The organism is Micromonospora sp. WMMD956, from assembly GCF_029626125.1.
Taxonomy (GTDB): Bacteria; Actinomycetota; Actinomycetes; order Mycobacteriales; family Micromonosporaceae; genus Micromonospora; species Micromonospora carbonacea.
This window is the reverse complement of record NZ_JARUBI010000005.1, coordinates 6,481,421-6,497,728: the sequence shown is the minus strand read 5'-3', so window position 1 is coordinate 6,497,728 and position 16,308 is coordinate 6,481,421. Positions and strand designations below refer to the sequence as shown.

The 16,308-nt window shown below is 73.6% G+C and carries 16 protein-coding genes; 5 read left to right on the top strand and 11 right to left on the bottom strand.

What is annotated here, in order from left to right:
- Positions 1 to 30: 30 nt before the first annotated feature.
- Complete coding sequence (locus O7628_RS28110) at positions 31 to 1,176, top strand: hypothetical protein (RefSeq protein ID WP_278135172.1); 1,146 nt, start codon at positions 31 to 33, stop codon at positions 1,174 to 1,176.
- A gap of 281 nt (positions 1,177 to 1,457) precedes the next feature.
- Positions 1,458 to 1,799, top strand: a complete 342-nt coding sequence (locus O7628_RS28105) for an RNA polymerase-binding protein RbpA (RefSeq protein WP_007070998.1) — start codon at positions 1,458 to 1,460, stop codon at positions 1,797 to 1,799.
- Positions 1,800 to 1,862: 63 nt separating this feature from the next.
- On the opposite strand, the gene O7628_RS28100 is transcribed toward O7628_RS28105, so the two are convergent.
- From O7628_RS28100 to O7628_RS28060, 9 genes are all read right to left on the bottom strand, one after another.
- Positions 1,863 to 2,369 (bottom strand): FxsA family protein, encoded by a 507-nt coding sequence (locus O7628_RS28100; protein WP_278135170.1) that lies wholly within the window; start codon positions 2,367 to 2,369, stop codon positions 1,863 to 1,865.
- A 60-nt stretch (positions 2,370 to 2,429) separates the two neighbouring features.
- Positions 2,430 to 3,212: a polyprenol monophosphomannose synthase gene (locus O7628_RS28095; protein ID WP_074476527.1), complete on the bottom strand. Its 783-nt coding sequence runs from the start codon at positions 3,210 to 3,212 to the stop codon at positions 2,430 to 2,432.
- 48 nt (positions 3,213 to 3,260) lie between these two features.
- Positions 3,261 to 4,883 (bottom strand): apolipoprotein N-acyltransferase, encoded by a 1,623-nt coding sequence (lnt, locus tag O7628_RS28090; RefSeq protein ID WP_278136428.1) that lies wholly within the window; start codon positions 4,881 to 4,883, stop codon positions 3,261 to 3,263.
- Positions 4,884 to 5,340: 457 nt separating this feature from the next.
- Positions 5,341 to 6,678, bottom strand: a complete 1,338-nt coding sequence (locus O7628_RS28085) for a glutamate mutase L (protein ID WP_278135169.1) — start codon at positions 6,676 to 6,678, stop codon at positions 5,341 to 5,343.
- Entirely contained in the window at positions 6,675 to 7,067 is a 393-nt protein-coding gene (locus O7628_RS28080; RefSeq protein ID WP_278135168.1) for a hotdog domain-containing protein, read from the bottom strand. Before O7628_RS28080 ends, O7628_RS28085 begins: the two co-directional genes overlap by 4 nt.
- Positions 7,064 to 7,837 carry an OAM dimerization domain-containing protein gene (locus O7628_RS28075; protein WP_278136427.1) on the bottom strand — a complete coding sequence of 258 codons (774 nt, stop codon included), beginning with the start codon at positions 7,835 to 7,837 and terminating at the stop codon, positions 7,064 to 7,066. Before O7628_RS28075 ends, O7628_RS28080 begins: the two co-directional genes overlap by 4 nt.
- Before the next feature lie 74 nt (positions 7,838 to 7,911).
- Complete coding sequence (locus tag O7628_RS28070) at positions 7,912 to 9,471, bottom strand: lysine 5,6-aminomutase subunit alpha (protein ID WP_278135166.1); 1,560 nt, start codon at positions 9,469 to 9,471, stop codon at positions 7,912 to 7,914.
- Positions 9,468 to 11,039 (bottom strand): amidohydrolase family protein, encoded by a 1,572-nt coding sequence (locus O7628_RS28065; protein WP_278135165.1) that lies wholly within the window; start codon positions 11,037 to 11,039, stop codon positions 9,468 to 9,470. Before O7628_RS28065 ends, O7628_RS28070 begins: the two co-directional genes overlap by 4 nt.
- Positions 11,040 to 11,043: 4 nt before the next feature.
- Positions 11,044 to 12,153, bottom strand: a complete 1,110-nt coding sequence (locus O7628_RS28060; protein ID WP_278135164.1) for a zinc-binding alcohol dehydrogenase — start codon at positions 12,151 to 12,153, stop codon at positions 11,044 to 11,046.
- Positions 12,154 to 12,248: 95 nt separating this feature from the next.
- On the opposite strand from O7628_RS28060, the gene O7628_RS28055 reads away from it, so the two are divergent.
- Entirely contained in the window at positions 12,249 to 13,655 is a 1,407-nt protein-coding gene (locus tag O7628_RS28055) for a lysine 2,3-aminomutase (protein WP_278135163.1), read from the top strand.
- A gap of 90 nt (positions 13,656 to 13,745) precedes the next feature.
- On the opposite strand, the gene O7628_RS28050 is transcribed toward O7628_RS28055, so the two are convergent.
- The gene (locus O7628_RS28050; protein WP_278135161.1) at positions 13,746 to 14,618 is read right to left on the bottom strand and encodes a CPBP family intramembrane glutamic endopeptidase; all 873 of its coding nucleotides are present in this window, start codon (positions 14,616 to 14,618) and stop codon (positions 13,746 to 13,748) included.
- 239 nt (positions 14,619 to 14,857) lie between these two features.
- Between O7628_RS28050 and O7628_RS28045 the strand changes: the two genes are divergently transcribed.
- Positions 14,858 to 15,010 carry a hypothetical protein gene (locus O7628_RS28045; protein ID WP_278135159.1) on the top strand — a complete coding sequence of 51 codons (153 nt, stop codon included), beginning with the start codon at positions 14,858 to 14,860 and terminating at the stop codon, positions 15,008 to 15,010.
- Positions 15,010 to 15,975 (top strand): N-acetylmuramoyl-L-alanine amidase, encoded by a 966-nt coding sequence (locus O7628_RS28040; protein ID WP_278135158.1) that lies wholly within the window; start codon positions 15,010 to 15,012, stop codon positions 15,973 to 15,975. The genes O7628_RS28045 and O7628_RS28040 overlap by 1 nt, the downstream gene beginning before the upstream one ends.
- An 85-nt stretch (positions 15,976 to 16,060) precedes the next feature.
- Here the strand turns inward: O7628_RS28040 and O7628_RS28035 are convergent, their stop codons facing one another.
- Positions 16,061 to 16,255, bottom strand: a complete 195-nt coding sequence (locus O7628_RS28035) for a CsbD family protein (RefSeq protein WP_074476452.1) — start codon at positions 16,253 to 16,255, stop codon at positions 16,061 to 16,063.
- Positions 16,256 to 16,308 lie beyond the last annotated feature (53 nt).

The window sequence follows — 16,308 nt, the reverse complement described above, 5'->3', positions numbered from 1 at the left end:
GGCGGCCGCCGCCGTTAGACTTCCGCCTCGATGGACGACCAGCCCTCCCCCGCCGCCGACATCCGCCCCTGCGCCCACTGCGGGCGCGACGTGCCGCAGCGGGCCGGCGCGGGCCGGCCGTTCCGCTACTGCCGCGACAACGACGGCGCCTGCCAGCGGGCCTCGCGCAACAGCCGGATGCGGCACCGCAACGCCCCCGGCCTGCCCGGTCAGGTGGCCCGCACCTGGGAGGCGGTGGACCGCCTCGACCAGATCGTGCAGACCCTCACCGAGGCGTTGCACGCTGAGCTGTCCCCGGCGGGGGTGCAGCGGCAGCTGGCCCAGCTGCGCGCGGAGACCGCCGCGGAACTCGCCCAGGCGCACACCGAACGCGACGAGGCCCGCCGCGACGCCCAGGACGCGGCGGCGGCCGCCGCCCGCGCCGGCCAGCAGGCCCGCACCGTCACCGCCGAACGCGACGCCGCCGTCGCCCGCGCCGACGCGGCGCTGGCCGACGCGGCCGCCGACCGGCAGCGGGCCGACGCCGCCGAGGCGGCCCGCGACGCCGCGCGCCGCGACGCGGACGCGGCGCAGGCGCTGCGGGTGCAGGCCGAACGGGACCGCGACGCGGCCCGCCACGAGCTGCGCACGGTACGCGGCGAACGCGACGCCGAGCGGCAACGCGCCGCCGACCTGGGCGTCGAACGCGACGCCGCCCGGGAGGCCGCGCGCCGCGACGCCGAAGCTGCGGCGCAGGCCCGCGAGCGGGCCGAGCAGGCCGACGCGCAGGCCCGGCAGGCCCTCGCCGACGCGCGCAGCGCCGCGCTGGGCGCCGACGCCGCCCGCGCCGACGCGCAGCGGGCCCGCGACCAGGCCGACCGGCTGCGCGCCGACACCGCCGACGCGCGCCGCGACGCCGAGGCCGCCCGGGCGCAGGCGCAGGCCGCCCGCCAGGACGCGGCGGCGCTGGCGGCGCGGCTGGCCGAGGCCACCGCCGCCCACGACGCGGCCACCGGCCAGGCGGCGGCCGCGCGGGAGGCCGCCGCCGCCGTCGAGGGCCGCCTCGGTGAGCTGGAGGTACGGCTGCGCGCGGCCGAGGCCGAACGCGATGCCGCGCAGCGCCGCTCGGCGCAACTGGTCGACCAGGTCAGCGACCTCGCCACCGCGCTGGCCCGGCTGGGCGCCCCACCCCGGTGACGGCGCCGGTGGGCGCGGCGGCCGGCGCGTCACCGGGCGTCGCCGCCCGCGCCCGCGCGGGAATGGGTAGCATCCCCGGTGAGCCGCCGGACACCTCCTCCGATTCGCCCGGCCGGGACGACCCCGCCGGGCACCTGGCGTGGCCGGCTACCCTTGCAGGGGCGGCGGGGCTCGCCGCGTCCCGCCGGCCGGCGGGGTGCGGCCCGGCGGGGCGGGAATGACCCGGCCGACAGACACCGTTGGACCTGAAGGCCACCACCACGAACGAGGGGAAGTCGATCATGGGCGAGCGTATGCTGCGCGGAAGCCGTCTGGGCGCGGTCAGCTACGAATCCGACCGCAACACGGAGCTCGCGCCGCGTCAGACCCGCGAGTACCTCTGCGCCAAGGGCCACCAGTTCGAGGTGCCGTTCGCCGTCGACGCCGAGGTCCCCACGACCTGGGAGTGCAAGTTCGACGGCAGCGTCGCCCGCCTGGTCGACGGCACCGAGCCGGAGCAGAAGAAGGCCAAGCCGCCGCGCACCCACTGGGACATGCTGCTGGAGCGCCGTTCCATCGCCGAGCTGGAGGACATCCTCGCCGAACGGCTCCAGGAGGTGCGCACCCGCCGCGGCCGCGCCTGACCCACCGCCGACGACGCCCCCGCAGGGATCATCCCCGCGGGGGCGTTTCGCGTCTGCGACCGGCTACCGGTCGACGATCTCACCCTCGATGGCCGCGCCACTGTCGACCACCGTCGGCTCGGGCTGCCCGGCCGGTGGCGCGTCGCCGCGGCGCACCCGCACCCGCCGCGGCCCGAACAGGTCACCGGCCACCATCGACGACACCCGCCGCTCCGTGGCCCGGCGCACCCCCGCGCCCGCCAGCCGCCGCACCGGCGGCACCAGCAGCACCAACCCCACCACGCCGGAGACCAGGCCCGGCACCGCCAGCAGCAGCGCCCCCAACAGGCCCACCAGCCCGTCGGTGACCTGCGGGCCCGGCGGCGCGCCCGCCTGCGCGGCAGCCCGGAACCCCCGCCACGCGCGCATGCCCTCCCGCCGCAGCAGCACCAACCCCAGCAGCGACGCCGCGAACACCAGCAGCACCGCCGAGCCGAACCCGACCGCCCGGCCGACACCCACGAACACCGCCAGCTCCACCAGCACGGCCGCCAACGCGGCCAACGGCACGAACCTCAGTCCCCGGCGCATCTCACCCCATCGCCCCGTCGCGTCCCACCACCCGGTCCCGCAAGCATGACACGCCGCCGCTCACGGCCACCGCACCTGACCGTCGCCGTGCAGGCCCCGCCGCCACGCCGCCCGCCGATCCTGCACCGCCCACACGCTGACCCGCCACAACGCCTCCGCCACGATCAACCCGCTCATCTTGCTCGCCCCCCGCTGACGCTCCGCGAACGTGATGGGCACCTCCACGATCCGCGCCCCCGCCCGATGCGCCAACCGCGACAACTCCACCTGGAACGAATACCCCTGCGAACACACCGACCCCAGGTCCACCGCGTCCAACACCGCCAACCGGTACACCCGGTACCCGCCCGTCGCGTCCGTCACCGGCATCCCCAACGCCACCCGCGTGTACAGGTTCCCGCACCGCGACAGCAGCAGCCGCCGCAGCGGCCACCCCACCACCCGCGCCCCCCGGCACCACCGCGACCCGATCACCACGTCCGCGTCGGCGGCCGCGGCCAACAACCTCGGCAGGTCCTCCGGCGCGTGGGAACCGTCGGCGTCCATCTCCACCACCGCGTCGTAGCCGCGTTCCCGCGCCCACGCGAACCCCGCCAGATACGCCGCGCCGAGCCCCTCCTTACCGGCCCGGTGCAGCACGTGCACCCGCCCGTCGCAGGCCGCCAGGGCGTCGGCGAGGACCCCCGTGCCGTCGGGGCTGGCGTCGTCGGCGACCAACACGTCCACCTCCGGGACGGCGGCCCGCACCCGCGCCACGATCGACGTCACGTTGTCGGCCTCGTTGTAGGTGGGGATGACCACCAGCACCCGCCGCAGCGGCGCCCGGCCCGCCCGTGCTCGCACGCCCACCGCTGCACCCACCGTTCCCGCCGGCACCCCCCGGCGCATCCGTCAGCCCACCGTCACCCGGGACCGTTCGGCGCCCGAGCGCCGCCGGCGCAGCACCGCCGCACCGGCCACCACGGCCACCGCCACCGCGACCAACGCCACCTCCGGCCACACCCCGACCCGGGTGGCCAGGGTGCGCCCGTCACCGAGGCGCAGCTGCCGCGACACCACGGCGCGGGTGTTGAACCCGGTGGCGTCGGATACCCGCCCGTCGGCGCCCACGAACCCGGACACCCCCACCGTCGACGCCATCAACGACGCACGGCCGTGCTCCACCGCCCGCACCCGCACCATCGCCAACTGCTGGCGGGCCTCCGCCACGTCGAACGTCGCGTTGTTCGTCTGCACCACCAGCAGCTGCGCGCCGCCGGTGACGGTGTCCCGCACCAACCCGTCGTAGGCCACCTCGAAACAGATCACGTCACCCACGGTCACCGCACCCGCGTCGACGACCCCCGGCCGGTCACCGGCCACCATGTCGCTGCGGACCCGGTCGACCTCCTTGCTGACCATCCGCGCCACGTCCCGCAACGGCACGTACTCCGCGAACGGCACCGGATGCCGCTTCGTGTACATCTGCTCCAGGTCCGGCCCGGCCCCCGGCCGCCACAGGATCCCCGCGTTCTGGCTCTGCCCCGGCCCCGGCCCCACCAGCACCGCGCCCACCAGGATCGGCGCCCGCACCGCCGCCGCCGCCACACCGATGCGCTCACCGGCCGCCGCACTGCGCAACGGATCGATGTCGCTGGCGTTCTCCGGCCACACCACCAGGTCCGGCTGCGGGCGCTGCCCAGCCGCCACCTGCGCCGCCAGGTCCAACGTCGCCTGCACATGATTGTTCAGCACCGCCTGCCGCTGGGCGTTGAAGTCCAACCCCAACCGCGGCACGTTGCCCTGCACCACCGCCACCGTCACCGTCGCCCCACCACCGGCGACCCCCACCGGCACCAGCCACCCCACCGACAGCACCGCCACCGCCGCGACCGCCGGCCCCACCGCCGCCCACCGCACCCGCGCACCCCCGGCCCGCCACGGCCGCCACAGCGCCGCCACCACCAGCCCACCCGCCACGGCCACCGCGAACGTCACCACCGGCGCCCCACCCCACGCCGCCAACCGCAGCGTCGGCGCATCGCCCTGGCTGAACGCCAACCGGCCCCACGGGAACCCCCCGAACGGGGCCCGCGACCGCAGCGCCTCCTGCGCCACCCACAACACCCCGCACACCGCCGGCCACGCCCACCGCCACCGGTCCACCACCGGCGACACCCACGCCGACGCGGCACCCAGCAACGCCACCACCGCCGCCTGCGACAGCGACAACAACACCCACGGCAGCATCCCCGTGTGCAGGTTCGTCCACTCCAGCAGCGGCGCGAACAACGCCAACCCCGCCAGGAAACCCAACCCCGCGCCCGCGCGCACCCGACGCCGGTGCGCCGCCGCGGCCAGCAACGCCACCCCCACCGGGGCAGCCACCCACCAGTCGTACGGCGGGAACGCCACCAGCAGCACCAACCCGGCCGCCACCGCCGCCGGCACGGCCACCCGCAACGGCAACGGCCCTGCGGCCGGACGCGCCACCGGCGCAGACGACGGGTCCTGCGCGACAGCCGTCACCGGCATCTCACCTGCGATCACACCGCCGAAGGCTACCCGCACCACCGCGCCGACCCGGCGACAGACGCCACCTGCGAAACGGAAATCGGGGCACGGCCTACGCCGCACCCCGATGCTCCCAGGCCCTTCCCGGCCGGTGGGGCGAGGATCAGGCGCCACGACCTTCGGACCGACCCGACGGGAAACTGGCTGCCCCCGCCCGACCGTTGTCTACTGGCCGCGCACCTCACCCTGCCCGTACACCGGTAACCGCGGCCGGTTCGCGCCGCCCCGCCGACCCCCGCCCGCTGGACCTGGCCGCCGCAACCGTCGAAGGTCACTCGGCCAGCGGACGAAGGGACGAAGCGAACAACAGCCGCTTCCCGTAGTAGGACTCAAAGACGGTACGTGCTGCCCCCCGGCCCCTGTCAACCCGCCCCCGGCCAGTCGCCCCACCCGACCCGGCGTGTCGCGTCGGCGAGTCTCAATCCACCGCCAGGCACCGCCGCACCAACGCCCCCGCCGCCCCCGGATGATCCGCCGCCAACAACCCCGCCGCCGCCAGCACGTACTCCACGTCCACCACCGCCCGCGCCGCCCGCGGCACCGCCCACCCGCCCGCATGATCCGCCAACACCGCCCCCAACACCCCCGCCCCCACCCCCGCCGGCACGTGACGCAACACACCCCCCGACCCGACCAGCAGCCGCACGTCCCGCAGATCCCGCCCCCCACGCTCCCCTGTCGCACCGCCCCGCGCGTGCCGACGCACCGCCACCGTCGCCGCCAACGCCGCGATCCGCGCGTCCACCACCCACCCCGCCTCATCCGCCGCCACCCACCCCGGATCAGCCGCCCGCGCCCGCGCCGCCACCGCCAACGCCGCCTCCTCCGCCGCGTCGACCAGCCGCTCCTGCGCCGCCGCCCGCACCACACCTGGCGCGCTCCACCGCACCCCCAGGTCCCCCTCCACCGTGCGGGCCCGCCACAACGACCCGGCGACCTCCCGCCCCGGCCCGCCCGCCCGCTCGTCCGGCGTCAACACCGAATACACGTCCGTCGTCGCCCCACCCACGTCCACCACCAGCAGATCGCCACCGACGGCGTCGGCGAGGACCTCCACCCCCGTCAACACCGCGTCCGGCGTCGCCGCCCGCACCAGCCGCCCGAACCGGGGCCCCCGCGACAGGCGCTTCCCACCGATCACATGCCGCAGGAACACCTCCCGGATCGCCGCCCGCGCCGACCCCGGCTCCAACACCCCGATCCGCGGCAACACGTTGTCGGCCACCGACACCGGCACCCCCGACCCGGCCAACACCGCCCGCAACTCCTCGCGCACGTCGACGTTGCCCGCCAACACCACCGGCACCCGCCACCGCGCCCGCGCCAGCCGCGTCGCGTTGTGCGTCAACACCTCCGCGTCCCCACCGTCGGTGCCACCCACCAGCAACACCACATCCGGACGCGCCGCCCGCAACGCCGCCACCTCCGCCGCACCCAACCGGCCCGCGGCCACGTGCACCACGTCCGCCCCCGCCGACAGGCCCACCCGCCGACCCGCCTGCGCCGTCACCAACGCCTCGTAGCCCACCACCGCCAGGCGCAACCCACCACCGGCCGACGAACACACGTACCACGGCACATCACCCACACCGGCCGCCGCCGTCGCCGCACCCACCGCCGCGTCCAACCCGAGCAGCACATCCGAACCCACCGTCGTCGGCGACGCCCCCGCACCCACCAGCCGGCCGCCGTCCAGATCGACCACCACCGCCTTCGTGTACGTCGAACCGACGTCGACGCAGACCGCCCTGCTCACGCCACCGGCGGCACGACCACCGTGCCGGTCGCCGTCACCGCCACGATCGGCTCGGCCAACACCTCCGCGGCCGACCCACCCCGGTCCGGACGCCCCCGACACACCACCCGCGCCTCGAAGTCGATCGTGCGGCTGCGCGTGCCCACCCGCGTCACCGTCGCCGCCACCTCCACCACGTCACCCGCCCGCACCGGCGCCCGGAACTGCACCTGCGAATACGACGCGAACAACCCCTCGTCCCCGTCGGTCCGGATACACACCTCCGTCGCCACGTCCCCGAACAACCCCAACGCGTACGCCCCGTCCACCAGGTTCCCCGCATAGTGGGCATGCGCATACGGCACATACCGGCGGTGCACGACGGTCAGACCGACCCGGGAATCACTCATGCCACACCCGCCTTCCTCGACGTGATCAACGCATGGACGAGATAGCTGGCCACCTCGCCCGGGGTGGTGCCCCGACCGAAGATCCGATCCACGCCCAACTCGGCGGTCATCGTCTCGTCGAACCGCGGCCCACCCACGATCAGCAACGGCCGCCGCCCCGCCGGCAACGCCTCCCGGAACGCCGCCGACATCTCCCGCGTGTTGTGCAGATGCGCATCCCGCTGCGTCACCACCTGCGACACCAGCACCGCGTCGGCGCGTTCCCGCCGCGCCGCCTCCACCAGCTCCGGCACACTCACCTGCGCACCCAGGTTCGTCACCTTCAACTCCCGGTAGTACTCCAGGCCCTTCTCCCCCGCGATGCCCTTCACGTTGAGGATCGCGTCGATCCCCACCGTGTGCGCATCCGTGCCGATGCACGCGCCCACCACCGACAGCTTCCGCCGCAGCCGCCGCTTCACCATCGCGTTGACCTCCTTCGCCGACAACAGCGGGAAGTCACGCTCCACCACCTGCACCGTCGACAGGTCCACCAGATGGTTCACCCGCCCATACACCACGAAGAACGTGAACCCGTCACCGATCGGCTTGGCGTGCACCAGCATCGCCGGATCCATGCCCATCCTGTTCGCCAGCTGCACCGCCGCGCCCTCGGCCCGCTTGTCGTGCGGCACCGGCAACGTGAACGACACCTGCACCATGCCGTCACCCGTCGTGTCCCCGTACGGCCGCACGATGCTCTTCCCACCCGTGCCGCGCCGGCCGGACATGCCCTCGCTTCGCTCGCTCATGCTGTGCTGGCCAGGCATGCTCTCGCGGCCCTCGCTTCGCTCGGTGCGCTCGCTCATGCCGGCAGCTCCAGGATCTCCGTCGCCGGGTTGTAGTAGTCCCCCTCATGCCGCGCCACCCCGGAAAGACCCTTCCCCCGGTCCGCCGGCCGCTTCATGATCCCGAACGTGCCCTCCGCGATCGCCGTCAACAACGACTGATCCCCGATCCGCTCCAACAGCTCCACCGCCTCACCCAACACCCGGCGCGCCCGCTGCTGGATGAACCCACCCGACGCCGGCACGAAATCCTCGTGCAACCCACCCGCCGCACCCAACACGTACCGCACGTTCTGCAACGCGATGTCCCGGTCCGACAACCACGGCGTCACCACCGCCTCCGTCATCATCCCCACCAGCAGAATCCCCTGCCCCGTCATCGCACCCACCAGATTGAAGAACCCGTCGAGCAGGTTCCCCCGGAACACGTCCCCCGTCATGTGCTTCGTCGGCGGCATCCACTTCAACGGCGCATCCGGAAACAACTCCCGCGCCAACAACGCATGCGCCAACTCCAGACGCAACGACTCCGGCACATCCGGATTGATCTCGAACGCGTGCCCCAACCCCAACTGCCAGTCCGCCAAACCCGCCTCGTGCGCGAAGAACTCGTTCAACAACTGCGACACCGTCACCGTGTGCGCCTCGTCCACCGCGTCCGCAGTGGTCAGATAGTTGTCCTCACCCGTGTTGATGATGATCCCCGCCCGCGCGTGCACCTGCCGCGAGAACCGCTGGTCCACGAACGTCCGGATCGGATTGATGTCCCGGAACAAGATCCCGTACATCGAATCGTTGAGCATCATGTCCAGCCGCTCCAGGCCCGCCAACGTCGCCATCTCCGGCATACACAGACCCGACGCGTAGTTCGTCAACCGCACGTACCGACCCAACTCCCGCGACGACTCATCCAACGCCGCCCGCATCAACCGGAAGTTCTCCTGCGTCGCATACGTCCCCGCGAACCCCTCCCGCGTCGCCCCCTCCGGCACATAGTCCAACAACGACTGCCCCGTCGACCGGATCACCGCGATCACGTCCGCACCCGCCCGCGCCGCCGCCTGCGCCTGCGGAATGTCCTCGTAGATGTCACCCGTCGCCACGATCAGATAGATCCACGGCCGCCGCGCCGGATCCCCGAACCGCCTCACCAGACGATCCCGCTCCGCCCGCCGCCGATCGATGCGCCGGATCCCCGCCGCCACCGCCCGCCGCGACCCCCGCCGCGCCGCCGACGCCGCCCGCCCCGACGGCACCTCGAACCGCACCGACCCGGCCGCCGCCTTCTGCGCCAACAACGTCACATCCGACACGCCCTCCCGCGCCAACGCGTCGAACACCGGCACCGCCACCCCGTGCCCCAACCCCACATCGGCGACCACCGCGTCCACCAGACGGTTCACCCACGGAATCCCGTCCGGATCAGCACCGGACACCCCCGCGAGCCGCAACACCGCCCGCTCCACCGACACCGTCGTGTGGCTACGCGCCAGATCCACCACCGGCTGCCCGGCCCGACGCGCCAACTCCCGCGCCCGCCCCACCAGCGCCGGATCCAACCCAAGCTTGCCCGTCACGACACGCCTTCCTCGTAGATCACGTCACCCCGCAACACCGTCGCCCGACACACCGGCAACGGCGTCGGATCATCCGCACCCCGCAACTCCGGATCCTCGGCCTGCAACACCGGCAACCCCCGATCCACCCCCGCCGGGGCGTCCCACACCGCGAACGTCGCCGGCGCCCCCAACGCCAACACACCCTCGTTGTCCAGGTGCACCGCCCGCCACCCACCCCGGGTGTGCGCCGCGAACGCCGCCCGCACACTCATCCGCTGCACCGGATTGTGATGCGCTGCCGCCGCCCGCACCGAACCCCACGGATCCAACGGCGTCACCGGCGAATCAGACCCGAAAGCCAACGCCACCCCCACCGAATGCATCGCACCCATCGGATTCGACTCCAACGACCGCGACAACCCCAACCGCGCCTCATACATCCGACCCGCACCACCCCACAACCGGTCGAACGCCGGCTGCATCGACGCCACGATCCCGAACTCCACGAAACCCGCGATCGACCGCCGCCCCATCAACTCCGCGTGCTCCACCCGATGCCGCCCCGCCCGCAACCGCTCCACCCCCACCCGCTCCGCCGCCCCCGCGAACCCCGCCAACACCGTCCCGATCGCCGCATCACCGATCGCGTGGAACCCGCCCTGCACCCCGTGCGCCACACAATCCAACAAGTGGTCACGCACCTGCTCCGCCGTCACGTACCCGTGCCCGCACGCCCCCGGCTCCCCATCCAGGTACGCCGCCGACACGTGCGCCGTCCGCGACCCCAACGCACCGTCCGCGAACAGGTCCCCACCCGCACCCACCGCACCCAACTCCCGCGCCCGCGCCGCACCCAACAACTCACCCCAGTACCCGTACACCTCCGGCACACCCCGCCCGGACACCGCCAGCAACCCCGTGAAGTCCTCCTCGTCGGAGATCTCCGGACCGCCACACTCGTGCACCGCCGCGATCCCCAACGACGCCGCATGCGCCAGGGCCCGCCGCTGCGCCGCCACCCGCTGCGCCCGCGTCACCGACCCGAACGCCGCCGCCCGCACCACGTGATGCGCGTCCCGCCGCAACCACCCCGACGCGTCGAACCCGGCCGCCGCCACCACCTCGGGACACGCCGCCAGTAACGCCGCCGACACCAACGCCGAATGGATCGACGCCTGCGACAGGTACACCCGCCGCCCACCCGCCGCCCGACCCAACGCCACCGCATCCGGCAACCGCGGATCGTCCCAACCCGACTCGTCCCACCCGTGCCCCAACACCACCGCGTCACCCGGCAACCCCGCCGCGAACACCGCCACCGCGTCCAACAACTGCCCCGCCGACCCCACCCCCGACAGATCCAGCCCCGCCAACGCCAACCCCGTGTCCGTCGCATGCACGTGCGCGTCCACGAACGCCGGCGTCACCAACGCCCCCGCCAGATCCACCACCCGGTCCGCCGCCGGCGCCTCCGCATCCACCCCCAACCAGGCGATCCGCCCGTCACGCACCAACAACGCCGTCGCACGCGGATCCGCCGGACAGTGCAGCACACCACCGCGGTACAAGATCGAGGGACTAGTCATGACGTCAGTCTGCCGCCAACCGGGCCTCGAACAGGCCGCGCACCCCAGGCTCCGACCGCAACAACCCCAACGCCAACTCCGCGTGCCCCGGCACGTACCCGTTGCCCACCAGCATCGTCACGTCCGCCGCCAACCCCTCCGCCCCCAACGCCGCCGCCGCGAAACTCGTCGCCATCGAGAAGAAGATCACCGTCCCGCCGTCCGCCGTGGCCAACACCGCCCCGTGCTCACAACCCGGCACGTCCACGCACACCACCGTCACGTCCGCCGGCGCCCCCAACGCCGACGTCACCGCCGTCGACAACCCCACCGGATCCCGCGCATCCGCCAACGCCACCACATCGGCCAGCCCGGCCGCCGTCAGCGCGTCCCGCTCCGCCACCACCGGCACCACCCCGACGGTACGGGCGGCGCCCGCCCGCCGCGCCGCCGCCAGGGACAACGACCCGCTCTTGCCGGCCCCGCCGATCACCGCCACCGACACCGGACGCGGGTCACCCTCACGGGAACGCCGCGCCACCTGCTCGGCCACCACCCGCGCCGTCAACGCCGGCGCCCCGCACACGTCCAACACCGCGAGAGACAGCTCGGGGTGCAGATCCGGCGGCAGCACCGCCGCGATCGACCGGGCGAACAGGATCGCGTGCCCGTCGCACGGCACCTGCTCGCTGCGCCCGTCCCAACGGGCCAACCCGTCGGTGACCGTCAACGGGGTCAACGTCAGCGACACCAACGTCGCCACCCGGTCACCCACCCGCAGCCCCAACGGCGACCGCCGGCCCGCCTCCTCCACGGTGCCGATCAGCATCCCGCCCGACCCCGTCACCGGGTTCTGCATCTTCCCCCGCGTCGCGACGATCTCCAGCACCTCGGCGCGGACCTTCCCCCCGTCCCCGCCGTGCTTCTGCCACAACTGCCGGAAACTCGCCGCGTCCAGGTTCAACCGCTCCACCCGGATCCGCACCTCGTTCGGCGCGATCCGCGCGCTGGCGTCCAACCGCCACGCCGCCTGCGGCAGCACCCCCGCCGGTTCGACAACACGGTGCAGACCCACCGGTGACGTCACGCCGACCTCCCCTGTCCAGCCGCCCGAAGCCCCGCGCAGGACTCGCATCGCGGGAAAACTTACGGCAGACTAATTTCTTCGCCGGATATTTTCCAGTAGCCTACGGGCCGCCGATCATCCGCACCACGCACCGAGGAGGGGCCGTGACCCAGACCCAACCGGCTGAGACCATCCCTGCGCCCCGTCACGCCCCGGTCGCCGCACCCACCGCCGGGCAGCCCTACGAATACCGCCGCCGCCCCCTGGTCGAACCCGACTGGACCCGCTTCCCCGGCTGGCGTCACATCACCCGCGAACAGTGGGAAAGCGCCCAGTGGCAGCGCGTCAACTGCGTCAAGAACATCAAGCAGCTGCACGCCGTCCTCGGCGACACCGTCGACGAGTCCTTCTACGCCGACCTGGAAGCCGACCAGCAGGCCCTGGCCACCATGTCCATGCTCGTGCCACCCCAGATGATCAACACCATGGTGCCGCACGCGCCGCTCACCACCGCCGCGCTCCTCGCCGACCCCATCCGGCGCTACATGATCCCCGTCGCCTCCGACCGGCGCACCGACTGGCCCTCCCACCCGTACGCCAGCCGCGACTCCCTCCACGAGCACGACATGTGGGTCGCCGAGGGCCTTACCCACCGCTACCCGACCAAGGTCCTCGCCGAGCTGCTCTCCACCTGCCCCCAGTACTGCGGGCACTGCACCCGGATGGACCTCGTCGGCAACTCCACCCCCGCCGTCGACAAGCTCAAGCTCACCCTCAAGCCCGTCGACCGCTACGACGCCCACATCACCTACCTCAAGGCCCACCCCGGCGTACGCGACGTGGTCGTCTCCGGCGGCGACGTGGCCAACGTCCCGTGGCGCAACCTCGAGTCGTACCTGATGCGGCTGCTGGAGATCGAAACCATCCGCGACATCCGCCTCGCCACCAAGGCCCTCATGGGCCTGCCCCAGCACTGGCTCCAGCCCGACGTCGTCGAGGGCCTGGAACGCGTCGCCCGCACCGCCGCCCGTCGCGGCGTCAACCTGGCCATCCACACCCACGTCAACCACGCCCAGTCGCTCACCCCGCTGGTCGCGAAGGCCGCCCAGACCGCCCTCGACGTCGGCGTACGCGACGTACGCAACCAGGGCGTGCTCATGCGCGGCGTCAACGCCACCGCCCCCGACCTGCTCGACCTCTGCTTCGCGCTCCAGGGCGAGGCGGGCATCCTGCCCTACTACTTCTACATGTGCGACATGATCCCCAACGCCGAGCACTGGCGGGTCCCGGTCTGGCACGCCCAGCAGCTCCAGCACGACATCATGGGCTACCTCCCCGGCTACGCCACCCCGCGGATCGTCTGCGACGTGCCGTTCGTCGGCAAGCGGTGGGTGCACATGCTCACCGACTACGACCGCGAGCGCGGCATCTCCTACTGGACGAAGAACTACCGCACCTCCATCGAGTCGGCCGACCTGGAGGCGCTCAACAAGCGCTACGCCTACTACGACCCGATCGACACCCTGCCCGCCGCCGGCCGGCAGTGGTGGCACGACCACCGCGACGACTGATCGGCACCCGCTCGACCGCATGGGCCCCGGCGGATGCCGGGGCCCATGCTTTTTGGTTTTGGCGTGGCGCGCCACGCCCCGTAGGGTGTCCTAGGATACTAGGGTCTGAGGCTCGGATCCGGCCCGACGCCTTCCGGCGAGCAACGGCGACGGCGCGCCGCGGCGGGCGGCACGCCAGGCCATGACCAGCAGGACCACCGCCCACAGCATGACCACGGTGGTGGAGACGGCGGCGACGGTTCCCGACGCGGCGGCCGACGCCGAGGACAGGTTGTAGGCCACATGCCAGCAGGCCGCGGCGGCGACACCCCCGCCGGCGGCGTTGTAGACGAAGGCCAGGACCACCGCGCCGGCGACCATGCCGAGGAAGAAGCCGGGCAGCACGGCGGGGCGGAAGCCACGGAAGGTGGCCAGGATGACGAACAACGGCGCGTGCCAGACCGCCCACCCGACGGCGGTGAGCAGCGCCGCCCGGACCGGCCCGTGGCGGGCCTGGAGCTGCTCCTGGGCGAAGCCGCGCCAACCGCCCTCCTCCCCCAGGCCGTTGAGCACCACCAGACCCAGGAGCATCGGCAGCGCCGCCGACGGCAACCCGCTGATCACGAACAGGTCCCGCCACGGCGGGACCGGCTGACCGGCCAGGGCGACGGCCGCCAGCCCGACGGCCAGCATGGCCAACGGACTGGCGGCCAGCAGCGCCGTGCGCCAGCCGCCGCGCCAGCGCCACAGCCGCCCGACGTACCCGGCCACCGCCGCCCGGCCCCCGGTCACGGCGGTGACCGTCACCGCCGCCAGCAGCGGCCCGAGCAGGCCGGGCATGTGGGTGGGCCACGGATCGCCGCCGCGCACCACACCCCCGGCGACCGCGATCGGCACCCACCAACTCCACGACAGCACGTACGCCAGGGCGAAGAACGACGCCACCGGCCAACGCCGCACCAACCCACGCAGCTTGACGACCATGCCCCGAGTACAGCAGCGGCCAACCGCCCCCGGACAGGGCCGGAAGACCGCGACAGACCGGCCGACAGCCCGTGTCCACCCTGGACGCGGGCGCCTGTGTCCGGGCCGGCGCTGCGGGAAACCTACAGCCCCCACAGACTCATTGAAGGGTATCGACATAGCCAGGTGTAACCGGATAGCGTGCCGTCATCCCTGACCACCGACCGGGCGGACCACCGTCCGCCGCTGTGAGGAGTGCCGTGGCCACGTCACCCGTCGCCCGCCTGCGCCGCCGAGGGCTCCTCGGCTTCCCCGCCCTCGTCGCCGCCGCGCTCACCGTCGCCCTGCGCCCCGCGCCCGCCCGGGCCGAGGCCCGCGCCGAATGCCTCGCCGACCTGATCGGGCAGTCCTGATGGCCACCGTCGGCTGGCTCGCCGACGTCCTGCGCGCCGCCGGCGTCCAGGTCGTCGAGGAGGGTGACTGGCGCAACCGGATGCGCCCCGGCGACTTCGACCCCATCGGCGTGCTGTGGCACCACACCGCCTCCACCTCCAGCGCCACCAACCCCCACCCCGCCCTGGGCATCTGCATCAACGGCCGCTCCGACCTGCCCGGGCCCCTCTGCCAGGCCCTCGTCGACTACCACGGCGTGTTCCACCTCATCTCCGCCGGCCGCGCCAACCACGCCGGCGCCAGCGGCGGCAGCGGACCCATCCCCGCCGGCGACGGCAACACCCTCATGATCGGCTGGGAGATCGACTACAACGGCGTCAGCCAGGAGATGACCCCCGCCCAGTACGAGGCGTCGCTGCGCGCCACCGTCGCCGTGCTCACCCGCCTCGGCCGGGACGCCAGCTACGCCCGGGGCCACCGCGAAACCAGCACCACCGGCAAGATCGACCCATCCTTCATCGACCTGGACGTCATGCGCGCCGACGTCGCCGCCCGGATGAACGGCGGCACCGCCTGGAGCGCCGTCGTCGACAACGCCACCTCCGGCCGCTTCACCGCCAGCGCCAACTGGCGCGTCTCCACCTACTCAGGCCAGCGCTACGGCGCCGACTACCGCTACGCCGACCCCGTCGCCTCCAGCGACGTCGCCTGGTACCGGGTCAACGTCCCCGCCACCGGCACCTACCGCGTCGACGCCTGGTGGCCGGCCAACGCCGGATACAACAACGCCACCCCGTACCTCGTCGCCACCACCACCGGCAACAAGACCGTGTACGTCGACCAGCGCGCCACCGGCGGCCAGTGGCGCGCCCTCGGCACGTTCGCCCTCCCCGCCGGCGACGCCAACCGGGTCGGCGTGAGCCGGTGGACCACCGGCGCCGGCCTCGTCATCGCCGACGCGATCCGCGTCACCCGGGTCTCCTAGCCCGCCCCCCTCCCCCGGCCGGACACGGGGACGACACGACGACGGCGGCCCCGGAGGACTCCTCCGGGGCCGCCGCGCGGTCGGGTCACCTGGTGAACGCGTCGCGCACGTCCCGGCCGGCGTCCTTGACGTGCTCGCCCGCCTGACGGGCCCGCGCGTCGCTCTGCTCGGTGGCGCCCTCGGCGCGCAGGCGCTCGTTGTCCGTCATGTCGCCGACGCGCTCCTTGGCGGCGCCGGCCAGCTCCTGGGCCTTGTTCTTCGCCTTGTCGGTGAAGCTCATGTCCACTCCCTCTGCTCCGGCGGTCCGGGGCTTCACTGCCCCTGACCAAAGGC